14 protein-coding genes are annotated in these 13,767 nt (G+C 61.4%); 7 read left to right on the top strand and 7 right to left on the bottom strand.

Annotation, left to right across the window (positions count from 1 at the left end):
* Positions 1-158: 158 nt before the first annotated feature.
* A complete protein-coding gene (locus tag RBB29_RS06660) occupies positions 159-1,202 on the top strand; it encodes an aldo/keto reductase (protein WP_306113773.1) in 1,044 nt (347 codons plus the stop codon).
* On the opposite strand, the gene RBB29_RS06655 is transcribed toward RBB29_RS06660, so the two are convergent.
* Entirely contained in the window at positions 1,196-2,134 is a 939-nt protein-coding gene (locus tag RBB29_RS06655; protein ID WP_306113772.1) for a LysR family transcriptional regulator, read from the bottom strand. The two genes, RBB29_RS06660 and RBB29_RS06655, sit on opposite strands and share 7 nt — an antisense overlap.
* 107 nt (positions 2,135-2,241) lie before the next feature.
* On the opposite strand from RBB29_RS06655, the gene RBB29_RS06650 reads away from it, so the two are divergent.
* Positions 2,242-3,246 carry a D-cysteine desulfhydrase gene (locus RBB29_RS06650; RefSeq protein WP_306113771.1) on the top strand — a complete coding sequence of 335 codons (1,005 nt, stop codon included), beginning with the start codon at positions 2,242-2,244 and terminating at the stop codon, positions 3,244-3,246.
* Positions 3,243-3,941, top strand: a complete 699-nt coding sequence (locus RBB29_RS06645; protein WP_306113770.1) for an aspartate/glutamate racemase family protein — start codon at positions 3,243-3,245, stop codon at positions 3,939-3,941. Before RBB29_RS06650 ends, RBB29_RS06645 begins: the two co-directional genes overlap by 4 nt.
* A gap of 89 nt (positions 3,942-4,030) precedes the next feature.
* Here RBB29_RS06645 and RBB29_RS06640 read toward each other — a convergent pair whose 3' ends face one another.
* From RBB29_RS06640 to RBB29_RS06630, 3 genes are all read right to left on the bottom strand, one after another.
* Positions 4,031-4,393, bottom strand: a complete 363-nt coding sequence (locus tag RBB29_RS06640) for a hypothetical protein (protein ID WP_306113769.1) — start codon at positions 4,391-4,393, stop codon at positions 4,031-4,033.
* 93 nt (positions 4,394-4,486) lie between these two features.
* Positions 4,487-5,437 carry a hypothetical protein gene (locus RBB29_RS06635; RefSeq protein ID WP_306113768.1) on the bottom strand — a complete coding sequence of 317 codons (951 nt, stop codon included), beginning with the start codon at positions 5,435-5,437 and terminating at the stop codon, positions 4,487-4,489.
* A gap of 92 nt (positions 5,438-5,529) precedes the next feature.
* Positions 5,530-6,576 carry a Glu/Leu/Phe/Val dehydrogenase gene (locus tag RBB29_RS06630; protein WP_306113767.1) on the bottom strand — a complete coding sequence of 349 codons (1,047 nt, stop codon included), beginning with the start codon at positions 6,574-6,576 and terminating at the stop codon, positions 5,530-5,532.
* Between the two features lie 121 nt (positions 6,577-6,697).
* Here RBB29_RS06630 and RBB29_RS06625 point away from each other — a divergent pair, with 121 nt between their 5' ends.
* Together RBB29_RS06625 and RBB29_RS06620 are read left to right on the top strand one after the other, a co-directional pair.
* Positions 6,698-7,153, top strand: a complete 456-nt coding sequence (locus RBB29_RS06625; protein ID WP_306113766.1) for an Lrp/AsnC family transcriptional regulator — start codon at positions 6,698-6,700, stop codon at positions 7,151-7,153.
* A gap of 65 nt (positions 7,154-7,218) precedes the next feature.
* The gene (locus RBB29_RS06620) at positions 7,219-8,391 is read left to right on the top strand and encodes an NAD(P)/FAD-dependent oxidoreductase (protein ID WP_306113765.1); all 1,173 of its coding nucleotides are present in this window, start codon (positions 7,219-7,221) and stop codon (positions 8,389-8,391) included.
* Positions 8,392-8,480: 89 nt separating this feature from the next.
* Here the strand turns inward: RBB29_RS06620 and lptE are convergent, their stop codons facing one another.
* Positions 8,481-8,954: an LPS assembly lipoprotein LptE gene (gene lptE, locus RBB29_RS06615; protein ID WP_306113764.1), complete on the bottom strand. Its 474-nt coding sequence runs from the start codon at positions 8,952-8,954 to the stop codon at positions 8,481-8,483.
* Between the two features lie 267 nt (positions 8,955-9,221).
* Here lptE and RBB29_RS06610 point away from each other — a divergent pair, with 267 nt between their 5' ends.
* Positions 9,222-10,166: a glycosyltransferase gene (locus RBB29_RS06610; RefSeq protein ID WP_306113763.1), complete on the top strand. Its 945-nt coding sequence runs from the start codon at positions 9,222-9,224 to the stop codon at positions 10,164-10,166.
* Between the two features lie 132 nt (positions 10,167-10,298).
* Positions 10,299-12,083 carry an ABC transporter ATP-binding protein gene (locus RBB29_RS06605; protein ID WP_306121112.1) on the top strand — a complete coding sequence of 595 codons (1,785 nt, stop codon included), beginning with the start codon at positions 10,299-10,301 and terminating at the stop codon, positions 12,081-12,083.
* Between the two features lie 9 nt (positions 12,084-12,092).
* Here RBB29_RS06605 and RBB29_RS06600 read toward each other — a convergent pair whose 3' ends face one another.
* The gene (locus tag RBB29_RS06600; RefSeq protein ID WP_306113761.1) at positions 12,093-13,043 is read right to left on the bottom strand and encodes a glycosyltransferase; all 951 of its coding nucleotides are present in this window, start codon (positions 13,041-13,043) and stop codon (positions 12,093-12,095) included.
* Positions 13,040-13,735 (bottom strand): sulfotransferase, encoded by a 696-nt coding sequence (locus RBB29_RS06595; protein ID WP_306113760.1) that lies wholly within the window; start codon positions 13,733-13,735, stop codon positions 13,040-13,042. The genes RBB29_RS06600 and RBB29_RS06595 overlap by 4 nt, the downstream gene beginning before the upstream one ends.
* Between the last annotated feature and the right edge of the window lie 32 nt (positions 13,736-13,767).

Here is a 13,767-nt window from a genome sequence, read left to right as displayed (position 1 = left end):
TGGCGTGTGCCGCAGAACGCGCCATCACGTTTGCGTCAGGGGCGCGCGATGTGACCCCTGCTGGCCGTGTCGCTTCGAGGGCTAACCACCCCAGAGGGCATTGCGATTGGCCGCGCGGGCGTTAGGGTGCGCGCAACAGAAGTGGGGAGAAACGCGCGATGAAGACAAGACCGCTCGGACGGACCGGGATGATGGTGAGTGAGCTCTGCCTGGGGTCGATGACCTGGGGGACACAGAACACCTCTGACGAGGGCCACGCCCAGATCGACATGGCGCTCGACCACGGGATCAACTTCGTCGACACCGCCGAGATGTACCCCGTCAACCCGATCAGTGCCGAAACGGTCGGGCGGACCGAAGAGATCATCGGAGAGTGGAACGCCAGGTCGGGTCGCCGGGCGGAGGTGATCCTGGCGACGAAACATTCCGGCGCGGGGATGAACCATGTGCGCGACGGTGCCGCAATTTCATCCGCCTCTGTGCCCGAAGCGGTCGAGGGATCGTTAAAGCGGCTGCAGACCGATTATATCGACCTCTACCAGTTCCACTGGCCCAACCGCGGCAGCTACATGTTCCGGCAGAACTGGCGTTATGACCCGTCGAAACAGGACCGTGCCGAGACCCTTGCGCATATGGAAGACACGCTTGGTGCGCTGCAACGCGAGGTCGAGCGGGGCACGATCCGCGCCTTTGGCCTCTCCAACGAAAGCGCCTGGGGGACGGCGCAATGGTTGCGCCTGTCCGAAGACAAGGGCCTGCCGCGTGTGGCTTCGATCCAGAATGAATATTCGCTGATGTGCCGGCTCTATGACACGGACCTGGCGGAGCTGAGCGTCAACGAAGAGGTGGGCCTGCTGGCATTCTCGCCGCTCGCCGCGGGGTTCCTGACCGGTAAATACCAGGGCGGTGCCGTCCCCGAAGGATCGCGCATGTCGCTTGTGTCAAACCTGGGCGGACGCCGGACCGACCGCGCCTTTGCCGCGGTCGATGCCTATCTGGGCGTTGCCGAAAAACACGGACTCGACCCGGTGCATCTCGCGCTTGCCTGGTGCCTGACGCGGCCATTCATGTGTTCGGCCATCTTCGGCGCGACCGATCTGGCGCAACTGGAACGGGCGCTGGGCGCGGGGGATGTCACGCTTTCCGACGAGGTGTTGCGCGATATTGATGCCGCCCACCGCGCCCACCCCATGCCTTATTGATCGGCGGCCTGCCGGTCGATCCCGTCCACCTCAAGCGTCCGGGCCTGGGTGCTTAGCCGGTCCCATGCCGCCGCCGCCAACGCCGTGGCCCCGGACCGCATCCGCAACAGGCGGATATCGAGGCGGGTGCTGGGCAGGCGGTCCGACAGGTCGGTCACCTCTCCGCGGGCCAGCGATTCATGCGCGACGGATCGCGGCAACCAGCCGATGCCGAGGCCTTGGCGGACAAATTGCAAGATCGCCGGGGTGAGGCCGGTTTCCGCCACGCTGTGTGTGACCGCATCGCGCGGCAGAGCGGGCAGGAGGTGGAGTTGCAGGATTTCGCCCAGGTAGATATCCGCCGGATAGGTGATGAGCGGCAGCTGCATTTTTTCGAGCGCCGCGCGGAGAGTCGGATGATCGCGAAGATTCGCCACCGGCAGCAACCGGTCCGCCCCCATCGGCACATTGTCGAAAAGCGCGCTGTCCGCGGCCGATGCTTCGCCCGCGGTCTGATACACCAGCGCAAAATCAATCTCGTGTCTGAGCAGCATCAACTGGCATTCGCTCCGCGTCCCTGACCGGATGCGCAGCTCCACATCGCGATCCTGCGTCAGGCTCCGCGCCAACAGGGGCGATACCATGGTCGTCAGCGCGTGTTGACACCCAAGGGACAGGCGATTGCGATTGCGGCCGTCAATATCCGACAAGCCTGCTTGCAAGTCTCGAAACTGTCGCGCCGCGGCGCGCATCTCTGCCTCCATCGCCCGCACATGCGGCAAGAGCGTCACGGGTTTTCGATCCCTGTCGAACAAATCGCAGCCAAGTGCCGCCTCGATCCCCCGGATACGCCGGGTAAATGCGGAGGGCGTGAGGAACCGTCGTTCGGCGGCCGCGCTGAACGATCCGGTGTCGAGAACCGCCAGTATGTCGTCAATCCATTCAAGTCGCATGCCACACTCTAACTTGCATGATTTGCAAAAAGAAGTCGGGATTTCGAATTTGAGCGTTGGCTTGCGGTGTGATTAATGTCGATTAACGTCATATAAGGAGTCCTGCCATGAATCTCGCCAAATTCCCCCGCGTCCGCCTTGCCCATCTCGCCACGCCACTCGAACATATGCCGCGCCTGAGCGAACATCTCGGCGGGCCGGAGATCTGGATCAAGCGCGACGATTGCACCGGGCTATCGACCGGCGGCAACAAGACCCGCAAACTGGAGTTCCTGATGGCCGAGGCGCAGGCTGAAGGTGCCGAGATGGTAATGACCCAGGGCGCCACCCAATCGAACCACGCCCGCCAGACCGCGGCGGCGGCGGCGAAATTGGGCATGGCCTGCCATATCCTGCTCGAAGATCGCACCGGCTATAACCATGAGAACTACAAGTATAACGGCAACGTGTTGCTCGACCATCTGCATGGCGCAACGATGGAACATCGCGGTCCCGACCTCGACATGAATGCCGAAATGGAGGCTGTTGCCGACAAGTTTCGCGCGGAGGGCAAGAAGGTCTACACGATCCCTGGTGGCGGCTCCAACGCGACCGGCGCTTTGGGCTATGTGAACTGCGCCTTCGAGATGCTGCACCAGTTCGTGACGATGGGCCTTGATGTTGACCATATCGTGCACGCGACCGGCTCTGCCGGGACGCAGGCGGGCCTTATCACCGGCCTCAAGGCGATGAACGCCAACATCCCGCTTCTGGGCATCGGTGTTCGTGCGCCCAAGCCAAAGCAGGAAGAGAATGTCTACAACCTCGCCGTCAAAACCGCTGAAAAGCTCGGCTGCCCCGGTGTGGTGGCGCGCGAGGATGTCGTGGCCAACACCGATTACGTCGGCCCCGGTTACGGCATGCCCGGCGACGACACGCTTGAAGCGATTGATATCTTTGCCAAGACCGAGGCGATCCTGCTTGATCCGGTCTATTCTGCCAAGGGCGGTGCCGGTTTGATTGACCTGATCCGCAAAGGCCATTTCAAGAAAGGAGAGCGTGTGGTTTTCCTGCATACCGGCGGCGCCATCGGCCTGACCGGTTACACGCATTGCTTCGACGTTCCGAAATGAGGCCAGTCGGCATTCTTGGCGGGATGGGGCCCGAGGCCACCATCCTGCTGATGCAAAAGGTTCTCGCGGCGATACCTGCGGCGGATGATGCCGATCATGTCCCGCTGATCGTGCATCAAAATCCGCAGGTGCCATCGCGCATCGCCGCCCTGATCGAAGGTCATGGAGAGGATCCTGGGCCGACGCTGGCGGGCATGGCACAAGACCTTCGGGAGGCGGGTGCGGCGGCGCTGGCGATGCCCTGCAATACCGCGCATCACTATGCCCCCGCGGTCCAAGGCGCGACTGATCTGCCCTTCCTGAACATGATCGACCTGACCGCAGAGGCTCTGGCGGCCTCCGGCGCCCGCCGTATTGGCATGCTTGCCTCCCCGGCCACGCGGATGGCGTCGGTGTTTGACGCAAGTTTTGCCGCGCACAATCTGACACCGGTCTGGACATCGGATGAACCGGCAATGCTCGCCCTGATCCAGCGCGTCAAGGCTGGCAGGGGTCCGGAAGAGACCGGCGAAGAGCTGAGACTTCAGGCGCAGAGCCTACTGGACGCAGGCGCGGAACATCTTCTGATCGCCTGCACGGAATTGTCCCTGCTCACGGATCATCTTCCAAGGGGGGCTGCCTGGCATGACAGCCTTGATTGCCTCACGACCGCTATCACCCGATTTGCACGCCAGAAAATCACGCAAGACGACTGATCCTGGCGGCCCGAGGATGTCGCGCCGGAGGCGCGCGACGAGATATGGGGATGTGCGCGATAGCGCACGCAATCTGATAACCTCGGAGATCACCCCGTCCGGCAGACCCGTTCCGAGCGCTCGCCATAGGCGCGATAGGCTTTCCAGAATTGCTCGTCCGCGGCCCGATCAGATTGCCGTATATTCTGTGCCTGCTGCGGGTTGCTGTAGAAAGACGCGGCGCGGCGTTGCTCGCTGCCGGTCAAGGTCTGATTGGCAACCGCCTGAATGCAGTCGCAGAGCTTTCTTGACCGCGCCGTCCGGTCCGAGGCAAGGCACGCATTGCTGATGGGCCCACTCGCCACCGGCGTCGGGGCGGTGCTGACGGCGCGGCCCGGTGTTGAATTGCTGTTACCCCCGCCGCAGCCTGCCAGAACCGCTGCAACCACGCCCATCATCAGAAAATTTCGCACCACTCACCCCATGCCTGTTGCCGCGTTTCGACCTGTCTTTCCTGTTAGATGCCGCATCGGACTGCGGTTTTCAATTGTCGGGGCGGTGATTTTTCATCCACCGCTGCCGGTCGGCGAAAAAGTGATGGCGCGGTCGGGCCCGGGATAGACCACGAAGGCCGGAAACCGCAGTGACACTGTCCGGGTATCGGCAAGATCCGCCCAGGACCGCCCGGTATCGACGCAGTTCGCCTGACGCCCGGCAAGGGACCCGCGCGATGATGCCCGGCGCAGGAACCGCAGGTCTTTGACCAGCACCTTGCCATCAACGGTCACGGCCGCGCGGGCCAGCACTTCCGGTGCCTGCATTTCGGTGCGCGGTGACTGGCCCCGGCTTTCCGACCAAGTGCCGCAGATATATGCGTCGTTGCCCACCGGGCGGAGATCCACGGCAGCTTTCACACCACCCCCTGAACTGTACCGACCGCCGCCCTGGATTGGGTTGTTCCCCAATGGCAGGCGCACCGTGTTGCCGAATACCGCCTGCACAAGGTTCAGCGATCCGCCTAGCGCCCCGGGACCGGTTTGCCGGAACTCGACGATCGGCCCCTTGATGCCGCCGCGATCCTGATAGACGATCTGTTGCGGCAATCGGATATCCGGGACGCGGTCGGCGTATCCTGGCCGCCAGGGTACTTCGGTCACGGCGCAAGGTGCAGAGACGGTGGCGTAATCCGTCGTCGGGGGGATCTTGGCAAAAAAGTCGACCCCGGAGAGGAGCCTTGTGCCATCGAGGTACACCGCGCCGCTGGAGAGGACCTTCTTGGCCTTGCCCTTGGTATAAGGCGTTTGAACCGCGCTTTCCGACCATAATCCACAAACCGCGGTCTGTCCGCCGATGTCGCGAAACGCGCTTGCCACGGTGATGCCGCCCCCGGTCGAATAAGTGCCGCCGCTCAGGACCGGTTCCGTCTTGAGGCGGGTGACATCGCTGCCGCTGCCAGCGGTGCACGCGGCAAGCAAGGCAAGCGCGGGAATGGTAGAGTTTTTCAGAAGACGGGCCATGGACACCTCACCGATCTGCGCCGAACACGGTGTCGATCGTAACAGGCCGCCTCCGGCCTCTCAAGCGGGCGAAAGGCCGGGTGTCAGATCCGTCAGACGGCTTCTTGCAGGATCAGTTCATCCACTGTCCGATCGGCGACATGGGCGGGGCTGCTCCGCTCGGTCCGCGCCTTGGACAGAATGCGCTCCATCGTCTGCCGCAACGTCTCGAGCTTCTCAGCCACCCATGGGCCCCGATCCGAGATCTTCAGGATCTCGGCGGCCACGTTGATGATGCCCCCGCCATTGGCGACGTAATCGGGCAGATAGAGAATGCCCTTGTCGACCAGAAGATCAGCGTCCGATGCTGTGGCGAGTTGATTGTTGGCGGCGCCACAGACGAGGTCCACGCGCAGCTCGGGGATGGTCTGCGCGTTCAGGATACCGCCGATGGCACAAGGGGCAAAGATATCCGCCGGGACACGGTGGATCGTATCCGGCGCGGCCGCCTCGGCGCCGAACTCCTTGACTGTTCCGGCGGTTCGGGCCGCATCCATATCCGCGACGATCAGGTTTGCCCCGGCCGCGTCCAACATGCGGCAAAGATGCCAGCCGACATGCCCCAAGCCCTGCACCGCGACGGTCTTGCCACCGAGATCGGCGCCGCCAAAACGATGCGCCGCCCCCACCTTCATGGCATTGAAGACCCCCTCGGCGGTGACGGGCGACGGATCGCCGCTTGCATGATCGCCGGTATCGAGCCCCGCCACAAACCTGGTTTCGCGGGCCAGCTCCGACATGTCCTCGGGGTTCATGCCCATATCCTCGGCGGTCCAGTAACGACCCTGCAGCGCCTCGACCGCGCGACCCATGGCGCGCAGCAATTCCGGGGTTTTGGCCGTGGCGGGGTTGCCCATGATAACCGCTTTGCCACCACCAAGCGGCAGCCCCGCGGCGGCGTTCTTGTAAGTCATGCCACGCGACAGGTTCAGCACGTCCTCAAGAGCGGCCTGCGCATTATCATACTCCCGCATCCGCAAGCCCCCTGCCGCCGGTCCAAGGCGGGTCGAGTGCAGGGCGATAAACCCCGACAGTCCGCTTTCGTCGTCGGATACCTGGTAGACGGCTTCATGTGTGGTTGATGCGATTTGTGTGATCATGTCTGAAATTCCTCCGCTGCCGCAGGAATAGAGGGTGTCTTGCGCGAAAAATCAGCGTATTTTGGATGAAACAAGGTTAATATTAGGTGAAACGCCTAAAATTTGCGGGGAAATTAGGGGAATGGATCACATCGACCGACAGATTATCGCGGCCTTGCAACGCGATGGCCGTCAGAAACTATCCGACCTGTCCGCGGCAGTTGGGCTGTCGCCGACGCCTTGCGCGCGGCGGATCACCCGGCTTGAAGCTGACGGGATCATCACCGGATATTCCGCGCGGGTGGATCAGGAGAAGCTCGGCCTGCCGCTGAATGTCTTTATCTTCGTTGAACTTGAGACGCAGTCGCGTGACGCGATCAAGACATTCGAAGAGGGGCTGCGGCGTTTCGACGAGGTGATGGAGTGCTACCTGATGACCGGGACGCGCGATGTGCTGATCCGGGTTGTGGCCGCCGATCTGACCGCGTTCGACAATTTCCTGGAAGAGGGGTTGATGCGGATCGGGGGCATCCGGTCCATGCGGTCGAGCTTTGCGCTGCGAACCATGATCCGAAGGAACGCCTTGCCGGCGCAGTGATCTGAAGGGCATTCCCCGGCGGCAAAAATCTGTTATCGCAGGGCGCGGACAAGGACGGGAGCGACATGGGCGCGGAGCTATTCGATGTGGTTGTGATCGGCGCGGGGCCAGCGGGATCGGCGGCGGCGGCCACGGTGGCCGCCGCGGGGCACAGCGTGGCCTTGATCGACCGCAAGGCATTCCCGCGCGACAAGCTCTGCGGTGGGCTTATCACGGGCCGGTCGCTGCGGTACTTTGCCGAGATCTTTGGCGCGCCGCTCGATGTCACACCGCTGGAACGCAGGGCGGCAATCACGTTTCAATTCCAGGGGCGACCGATGGGGACAATTCATGATGCCCCGCCGGTTTACCTCTCGATGCGTTGGGATTTCGATCATCACCTGGTCAAGCAGGCCCTGGTGCGCGGGGCTGTGGATCTGACCGGGCAGGAAATCGCAGAGGTTGATCTTGCGGCCCGTCATGTCGTTTTGAGCGATGGCCGGCGGATTGGATACCGCGTCCTGATCGGCGCGGATGGGGTCAACAGTATGGTTGCGCGGACGCTTTTCGGGCAGAGCTTTGACCACGCCCGGATCGGTTTTGGCCTGGAAATTGAGGCCCCGGCCAACCCAAGGGCACAGGAGATGCCGATCAGCGTCGATATTGCCGCCGCGGCCTGGGGCTACGGCTGGAGTTTTCCCAAGCAGGGCAGCACGACCATCGGTGTTGGCGGGCTTCTGGCGGAAAACGAGGACATGAAAGGTGCGATGGCATCTTATCTCGCCGGGCAGGGCGTCGAGGGGGCGGCCAAGAGTATCAAGGGGCAGTTCCTGCCCTTCGGGGATTACCGCAAATTACCGGGTAAGGGGGCGGTCCTGCTGGCGGGCGATGCGGCGGGGCTGGTGGATCCGATCACCGGCGAAGGGATCGCCCATGCGATGAAAAGCGGACAGACGGCGGCGCTTGCCGCGGTCGGCGCGATAAGGTCGGGGCGGCCGGAGCATGCGTTGACGGCGTATCGACGCAGGCTGCGGCCTCTTCACAGGTCCTTGAGGGCCGCCACCCTGTTGCGGCATCTGATCTTTCGCCCTCGGTGCCGACGGATGTTCGAGACATCTTTCCGCAATTCGTCGAGTGTGCGACGGCAATACATGGAATTGCTCGCTGGTGAGCTGGAATATGGGGTGATCGTGAAGGCCTGCTTCCGGCGCTTGCCGCGTATCCTGCGCCTGTTGATTCAGTCAAAAGGAGTGCGCTGACGCGCACGCCGGGTATCTCGTTGTCCGCGCTTCGCTTGTCCGCCTCGGATCGGCGCCAGGTGGTGTCGTCGGGAAAGAAATCCGGCGGATCAGGGAGCGGCGAGTTTGACGATCAGTTCGCGGGTCACTTGATCTGCAAGGATGATGACGAGGCGTTTGATCGCGTCCTGGCGTGCGCTGCTGAAGAGACCATCGGAGACGGAATAGCCGGCAAAGGAATCGACCGTGCCTCTTTCCAGAACTGCGCGGGTTTTGAGGTCGATGAGTTCATAATTGACGGCACCGACGAAACGCCGTCTTTCGGTGTCGCTTTCAACACCCTCACCGCGAATCGTGATCTTGTAGTTGAGCAGCTTGGTGGCATTGGACGGACGGCCAAGGCGATCTTCCATCTCGCGGACAAAGAGATAGCCCTGTTCGTTCCGAGGTTCCGCGATTTCGATTTCCGATAGAATGGCAGAGGAGTCGGTACCGGGGGCATAGACCGGTGTGAAGCCGCAAGAAGCCAGGCCGATCAGAAGGACCGAGAGCAGAAGCAGCGGGCGACGCGGGGTTCCGGCCATGTGCGAATCCTTGTGCAATGCCCGGATTGGCCCGGGCTTTCTACAGTCATATTAGATAATAGCGGGGAGGCGAAAGGCCGAAGATGAGGCGCGCGCGCGTCCCTTTCGCCGACCGCGTTCGGCGGCACTTGGCCCATGGGATCGGGAAATCCACGGAAACGATGGCGAAATCCTGTGGCCGGTCGGGTTTTCTTGCGGATACCGGTTGTACTTCTGCGCCGGGGCTAGTAGCGGAGGCCACAACTTCAACGATAGCTGCAGAGTGTCATGGCTGCACCCAAATACCGCGCAAGCATCTTGCTGCTTGCCTACAACCAGGAAAATTTCATTCGCGATGCGGTAAACTGTGCCTTGGCTCAGGATGCCAGCGACCTGGAGATCATTCTTTCCGATGACAGCTCCTCGGACGCGACCTTCCAGATCATGCAGGAGATGGCGACCGGATACGACGGGCCGCATACGCTGAGGCTGAACCGCAACCGCAAGAACCTTGGCGTCAACAACCACATCAACTTCCTGGTCGAAATGGCCAGCGCCGATGTTTGCGTGCCGTTTCCGGCCGATGATACCTCGGTCCCCCATCGCGTTTCCCGCCTGCTGGAAGTGATGGAGCGCGACGACGCCCTGTTAGTGCATTCCGATGCCAGCACGATCGACGGAGCGGGTAACCCGGCGGAGGAAAGCCACAAACACGCACTGTTTTATCACAGCGAAGATATCGCCAAGGCCGCACTTTCCGATGCGCTTTTCCTGGGGGCGACGTCTGCCTATCGCAAGGAGCTTTGGCAGAAATACGGACCGCTGCCTGCTTACAGCAAGGCTTTCGAGGACCTTATTACCGGGTTCCGGGCGGCCCTTGAGGGGCGGATCAGCTATGTCGACGAGCAGCTTGTCTGTTACCGGCAGGATGTGGGCATTTCGAACGTGTCCAACAGCCAATACCGGCTTGAATCGATGGCTGCCTCGCGCAAGCGGCGCCAGCAGCGATTTTGGGCCAGGAAGGCCCTTTTCGAACAACGCCTAAAGGATGCCAGGACTTTTGGCCTGCCGGATGACAGCGAGGTCATACGTAGTATCGAGGCAGAGATCGAAAAAGTACGCCACCGCGGCGACTTCTACGCAATGCCATGGCTGAAATTCCTGCGGACCTATGGGCGCGTCGCCGTAAAGGTGACGCTTTCGGAATTGAATTACATCGTGAAACGCAAATGATCCGCGCCCGGGCTTGGCGGTTGGCAAGCCCGGTGTCAGTTGTTATTTGGCACTAGACATGCAATTGGCGGGGTGACCTGACGGCCCGGCCTCAGACGCATACCTGCGGTTGCGACGGATAAGCAAAACCTCATGGCAAAAGAAAAGCAAAAGAAATACGGGCCGCTTTTTTCCGCGACCGATCGGGATAATCTTCGCTGGATCTGGCGAACCTATTGCCGAAAGCGGTTCAAGATGATCCTGGTCGTTCTTGCGATGATCGTCGTGCAGGGCCTTGTCTATCAGCAGTTCCTGGCGATGACGGAAAGCGGCCTGCGGGTCATTTTCGAATCCGGCACGATGCGTGAGTTGCTGCATGTATGCCTCTTTGTCTTCTTCCTCTTCGCGGTGCGGGGGCTGATGTCCTACCTTGTGCCGGTCGTCTCCATGCGGCTGAGCAATGGCGTGGTGTTCGAACTGCGCCGCGACATGATCGAGCATATGATGCAGCTTGATCTTGCCTATTTCGAACGCACGAAATCCGGGCAAATCCTGCAGCAGGTTGTCGGTCAGCCGCAATCCCTGGGCCTTTTCGTGGGCGGGGCGGCGGCCAATGCGTTGCGGGATTTTGTGACTGTGGTGATTGTCTCGGGCTACCTGATCTACAAGAACCCGTATCTCTTCTCGACGGCACTGATCGTGTTGCCATTCATCATCTGGGTAATGAACCACGTGGCTGACCGGGTGAAGGACGCCCAGGAAAAGATGCAGGAGGCGTCGATCCAGTACATGAGTGGCATCGAAGAGATGACCAACGGCATGCGCACGGTCAAGATCGCCCGGCAGGAACCGATCGAGCGGGACCGGCTCATCAAAGGCACAAGTATCATTCGCGATCTGCTGATCCGGGCGCAGACCACGCAGGCGCTTCTGATGCCATCCATCGACCTCTCATCCGCCTTTGTCTACGCGTTGGTGATCGGCGGCGGCGGCTACATGGTACTCAGCCCCGATTTCGATATGGATGGCGCGGGCATCATTACCTTCCTTCTGGGCATGGTGATGATCTTCGATCCCGCGCGCCTTCTGGCGCAGTTCTTTGGCGGGGTGCAGAACAACCTCGTGATCCTGAACCGGGTGCGCAATTTCTTCCACGAGAAGGCAACGATCAACGACGCGCCCGATGCGCTGTCGGAATTCGATACAAGCGCGGATATCGTCCTCAAAGACGTCGGTTTCAGCTATAGCGAGGAACAACCGCTCTTTGACGATCTGAACATGACCTTCAAGGGCGGGCAGGTGTCGGCCATCGTCGGGTCGACCGGATCGGGCAAGACAACCATCCTGTCGCTACTCTCGCGGCTTTATGACGTGAAATCCGGCGAGATCACGATCGGCGACATTCCGATCAACAAGCTCAAGGTTCTGAAGCTGCGGGATGCGTTTTCCGTGGTGGCGCAGGATATCGTGATCTTCAACAACTCGATCTGGGAAAATATCCGCTATGTGAACCCCGACGCCACCGACGAAGAGATCTGGCGCGCGGCCGAAGATGCCGAAATTGCCGATTTCATCCGGTCGCGGGGCGATAAGCCCGTCGGCCCCAAGGGCGCGCAGCTGTCGGGTGGGCAGAAACAGCGGATTGCGATTGCACGCGCCTTCCTGCGCGACGCGCCGATCCTTTTGCTGGACGAGGCGACCTCGGCACTGGATCAGGCCACGGAAGAGCGGATCAAATCGGCGCTGGACCGGCTGACCAAGGGCAAGACCACCATCATGGTGGCGCATCGCCTCTCGTCGGTGGTCGATGCGGATCAGATTTTCGTGCTGGAAAAAGGCAAGCTGATCGAGCGTGGCAAACACGAGGAATTGCTTGCTGACCAGGGCCTTTATGCGCAGCTCTATGGCGCGCAGAAGCAAGGGTATGCCAAGAAGTAACCGCTGCGCTCAGCGTCCGCGCAGGATGCGCAACCCCTCGGCCCCCGCCGCAGTCAGGGCGGCGCCGGGCTGGTGCAGGTTTCGCAGGATCATGCGACCGATGCCGTCATAACAGGCCGCGCGCAGCGTGGCCTTGCGCCGTGCCTTTGCCAGTTTGCGCATGATCGGATGATCAGTGGCGAGGCCAAAGGTCGTGGCGTCATCAAGGCGTTGGCTGAAGGCCGCCACCATCATGTTCAGGATCTTGCGGCGCCGGTCCCGCGCGGCCCCGGCATTGCGATCCTGTTTCAACTGATGCGACAGGCCGATCCCTTCGCGATACTTCAGAAGCGGTTTTTCGATGAAGCTTACACGACCCTCAAGCGCCGCGCGGAAGCCAAAGACGTGATCGTCATAGATATTGGGGTGTTTCAGCGGCCCGTACTTGGTGAAGAGGTCGCGGTGCCAGGCGCCCGAAGCCCCGAGGTAAACCGCCATGGAGGTCGCCGTGTCCAGCGGGTCGGTGGTGCGAAAGAAATCCGCCTTGCGATAGGTCGTGGCGGTCTCGTGTCCCTCCGGATCAATCGCTGTCGCATCCGAATGCACCAGAAGCGGCGCTTCCGCATCGAACGTCTTCATGATCTCGGCCGCGCGGTTGGGCAGCGAGATATCGTCGCCATAGGCCGGGATCAGCACGTCGCCGCTCGCCACATCGAACATGGCATTGATATGCGCCACGAGCCCGATGTTTTGCGGATTTTGCCGCGCGGTGACACGATGCGGGCCGTCATAGCCGCGGATCGTGTCTTGGATAATGTCAAAAGTGCCATCGGTCGAACAATCGTCGGAGATGATGATCTCAAGCGGTGGGCAGTCCTGCGCCAATGCCCCCTCGACGGCGTCGCGGACAAAGGGCGCCTGATTATAGCTCAGGACAACGATGCTATAGCGCAGCGGCTCTTTTGGCGCGGCTTGCGTCACTTCTGCTGCCCTGCGGGGGATTTGTTTTCGTGTACCTCCTGGGCCTTCGCCGGATCAAGCCCGAGGAAGGTCGACAACCCCGTCCATTTCTCCGGATCTTCCAGCCGGCAATAGTAAAGCCGCGTTGGATCGCGCTCCTGGAAAAACTGCCGTGTCTCGCGGTTCCGGGTGCGGTAAATCTCGGTGTAATGCGCGTCATGTCCGGCCAGAGACAGCCCGTTCAGGTCCACATCCTCCGGTGTCTTGGCCCGCTCGCAGAGATCGAGATATTCCGCTTCCCGGCGATAGATCTTGGCATGGACCGCCGTCACCCCCAGTGAACGCCCCCCGGAATGCGAGAGCATCGAGGCGAACCAGGCATCTGCGTCGCGCTCCAGCAGGATGAACCTGGCGCGCGGGAAGCGGTGATAGAGAACACGGTAGAATTCGGGGCAAAACCACGGCCCGTCTTCGAACCCCTGGTGCTGTTGAAAATCGTCGCTGTCGAAGATCGCGTCGAACTGCCCCTCGGCCCATTTCCTGCCCCATTGGTTGCGGTGCGACACCGACCAATCGGCAACGCGGATCCCCGCGTTCTTGAGGAATTTACCGACGCTGGTCGTGCCGGTGCGCTGAAACGAGATGCAGAAGATCTTGTCCTGCTCCTGCGGGGTGCTGGATTTTCCGGCATTGAAAAGGGTGCGCAGTTTCATCGTGATCTTCCAGCGTTTCCGGGTGGCTGTCG

Source organism: Roseovarius sp. MMSF_3359, assembly GCF_030733385.1.
Taxonomy (GTDB): domain Bacteria; phylum Pseudomonadota; class Alphaproteobacteria; order Rhodobacterales; family Rhodobacteraceae; genus Roseovarius.
The sequence above is the reverse complement of the archived record's forward strand: the minus strand, read 5'-3'. Positions and strand labels throughout refer to the sequence as shown.

Coding starts and splice junctions, on each gene's coding strand:
- RBB29_RS06655 (WP_306113772.1), bottom strand. CDS start 2,134: ATGCGACTTGAATGGATTGACGACATACTGGCGGTTCTCGACACCGGA.
- RBB29_RS06625 (WP_306113766.1), top strand. CDS start 6,698: ATGGATCACATCGACCGACAGATTATCGCGGCCTTGCAACGCGATGGC.
- RBB29_RS06595 (WP_306113760.1), bottom strand. CDS start 13,735: ATGAAACTGCGCACCCTTTTCAATGCCGGAAAATCCAGCACCCCGCAG.
- RBB29_RS06630 (WP_306113767.1), bottom strand. CDS start 6,576: ATGATCACACAAATCGCATCAACCACACATGAAGCCGTCTACCAGGTA.
- RBB29_RS06610 (WP_306113763.1), top strand. CDS start 9,222: ATGGCTGCACCCAAATACCGCGCAAGCATCTTGCTGCTTGCCTACAAC.
- RBB29_RS06650 (WP_306113771.1), top strand. CDS start 2,242: ATGAATCTCGCCAAATTCCCCCGCGTCCGCCTTGCCCATCTCGCCACG.
- RBB29_RS06645 (WP_306113770.1), top strand. CDS start 3,243: ATGAGGCCAGTCGGCATTCTTGGCGGGATGGGGCCCGAGGCCACCATC.
- RBB29_RS06605 (WP_306121112.1), top strand. CDS start 10,299: ATGGCAAAAGAAAAGCAAAAGAAATACGGGCCGCTTTTTTCCGCGACC.
- RBB29_RS06660 (WP_306113773.1), top strand. CDS start 159: ATGAAGACAAGACCGCTCGGACGGACCGGGATGATGGTGAGTGAGCTC.
- lptE (WP_306113764.1), bottom strand. CDS start 8,954: ATGGCCGGAACCCCGCGTCGCCCGCTGCTTCTGCTCTCGGTCCTTCTG.
- RBB29_RS06635 (WP_306113768.1), bottom strand. CDS start 5,437: ATGGCCCGTCTTCTGAAAAACTCTACCATTCCCGCGCTTGCCTTGCTT.
- RBB29_RS06620 (WP_306113765.1), top strand. CDS start 7,219: ATGGGCGCGGAGCTATTCGATGTGGTTGTGATCGGCGCGGGGCCAGCG.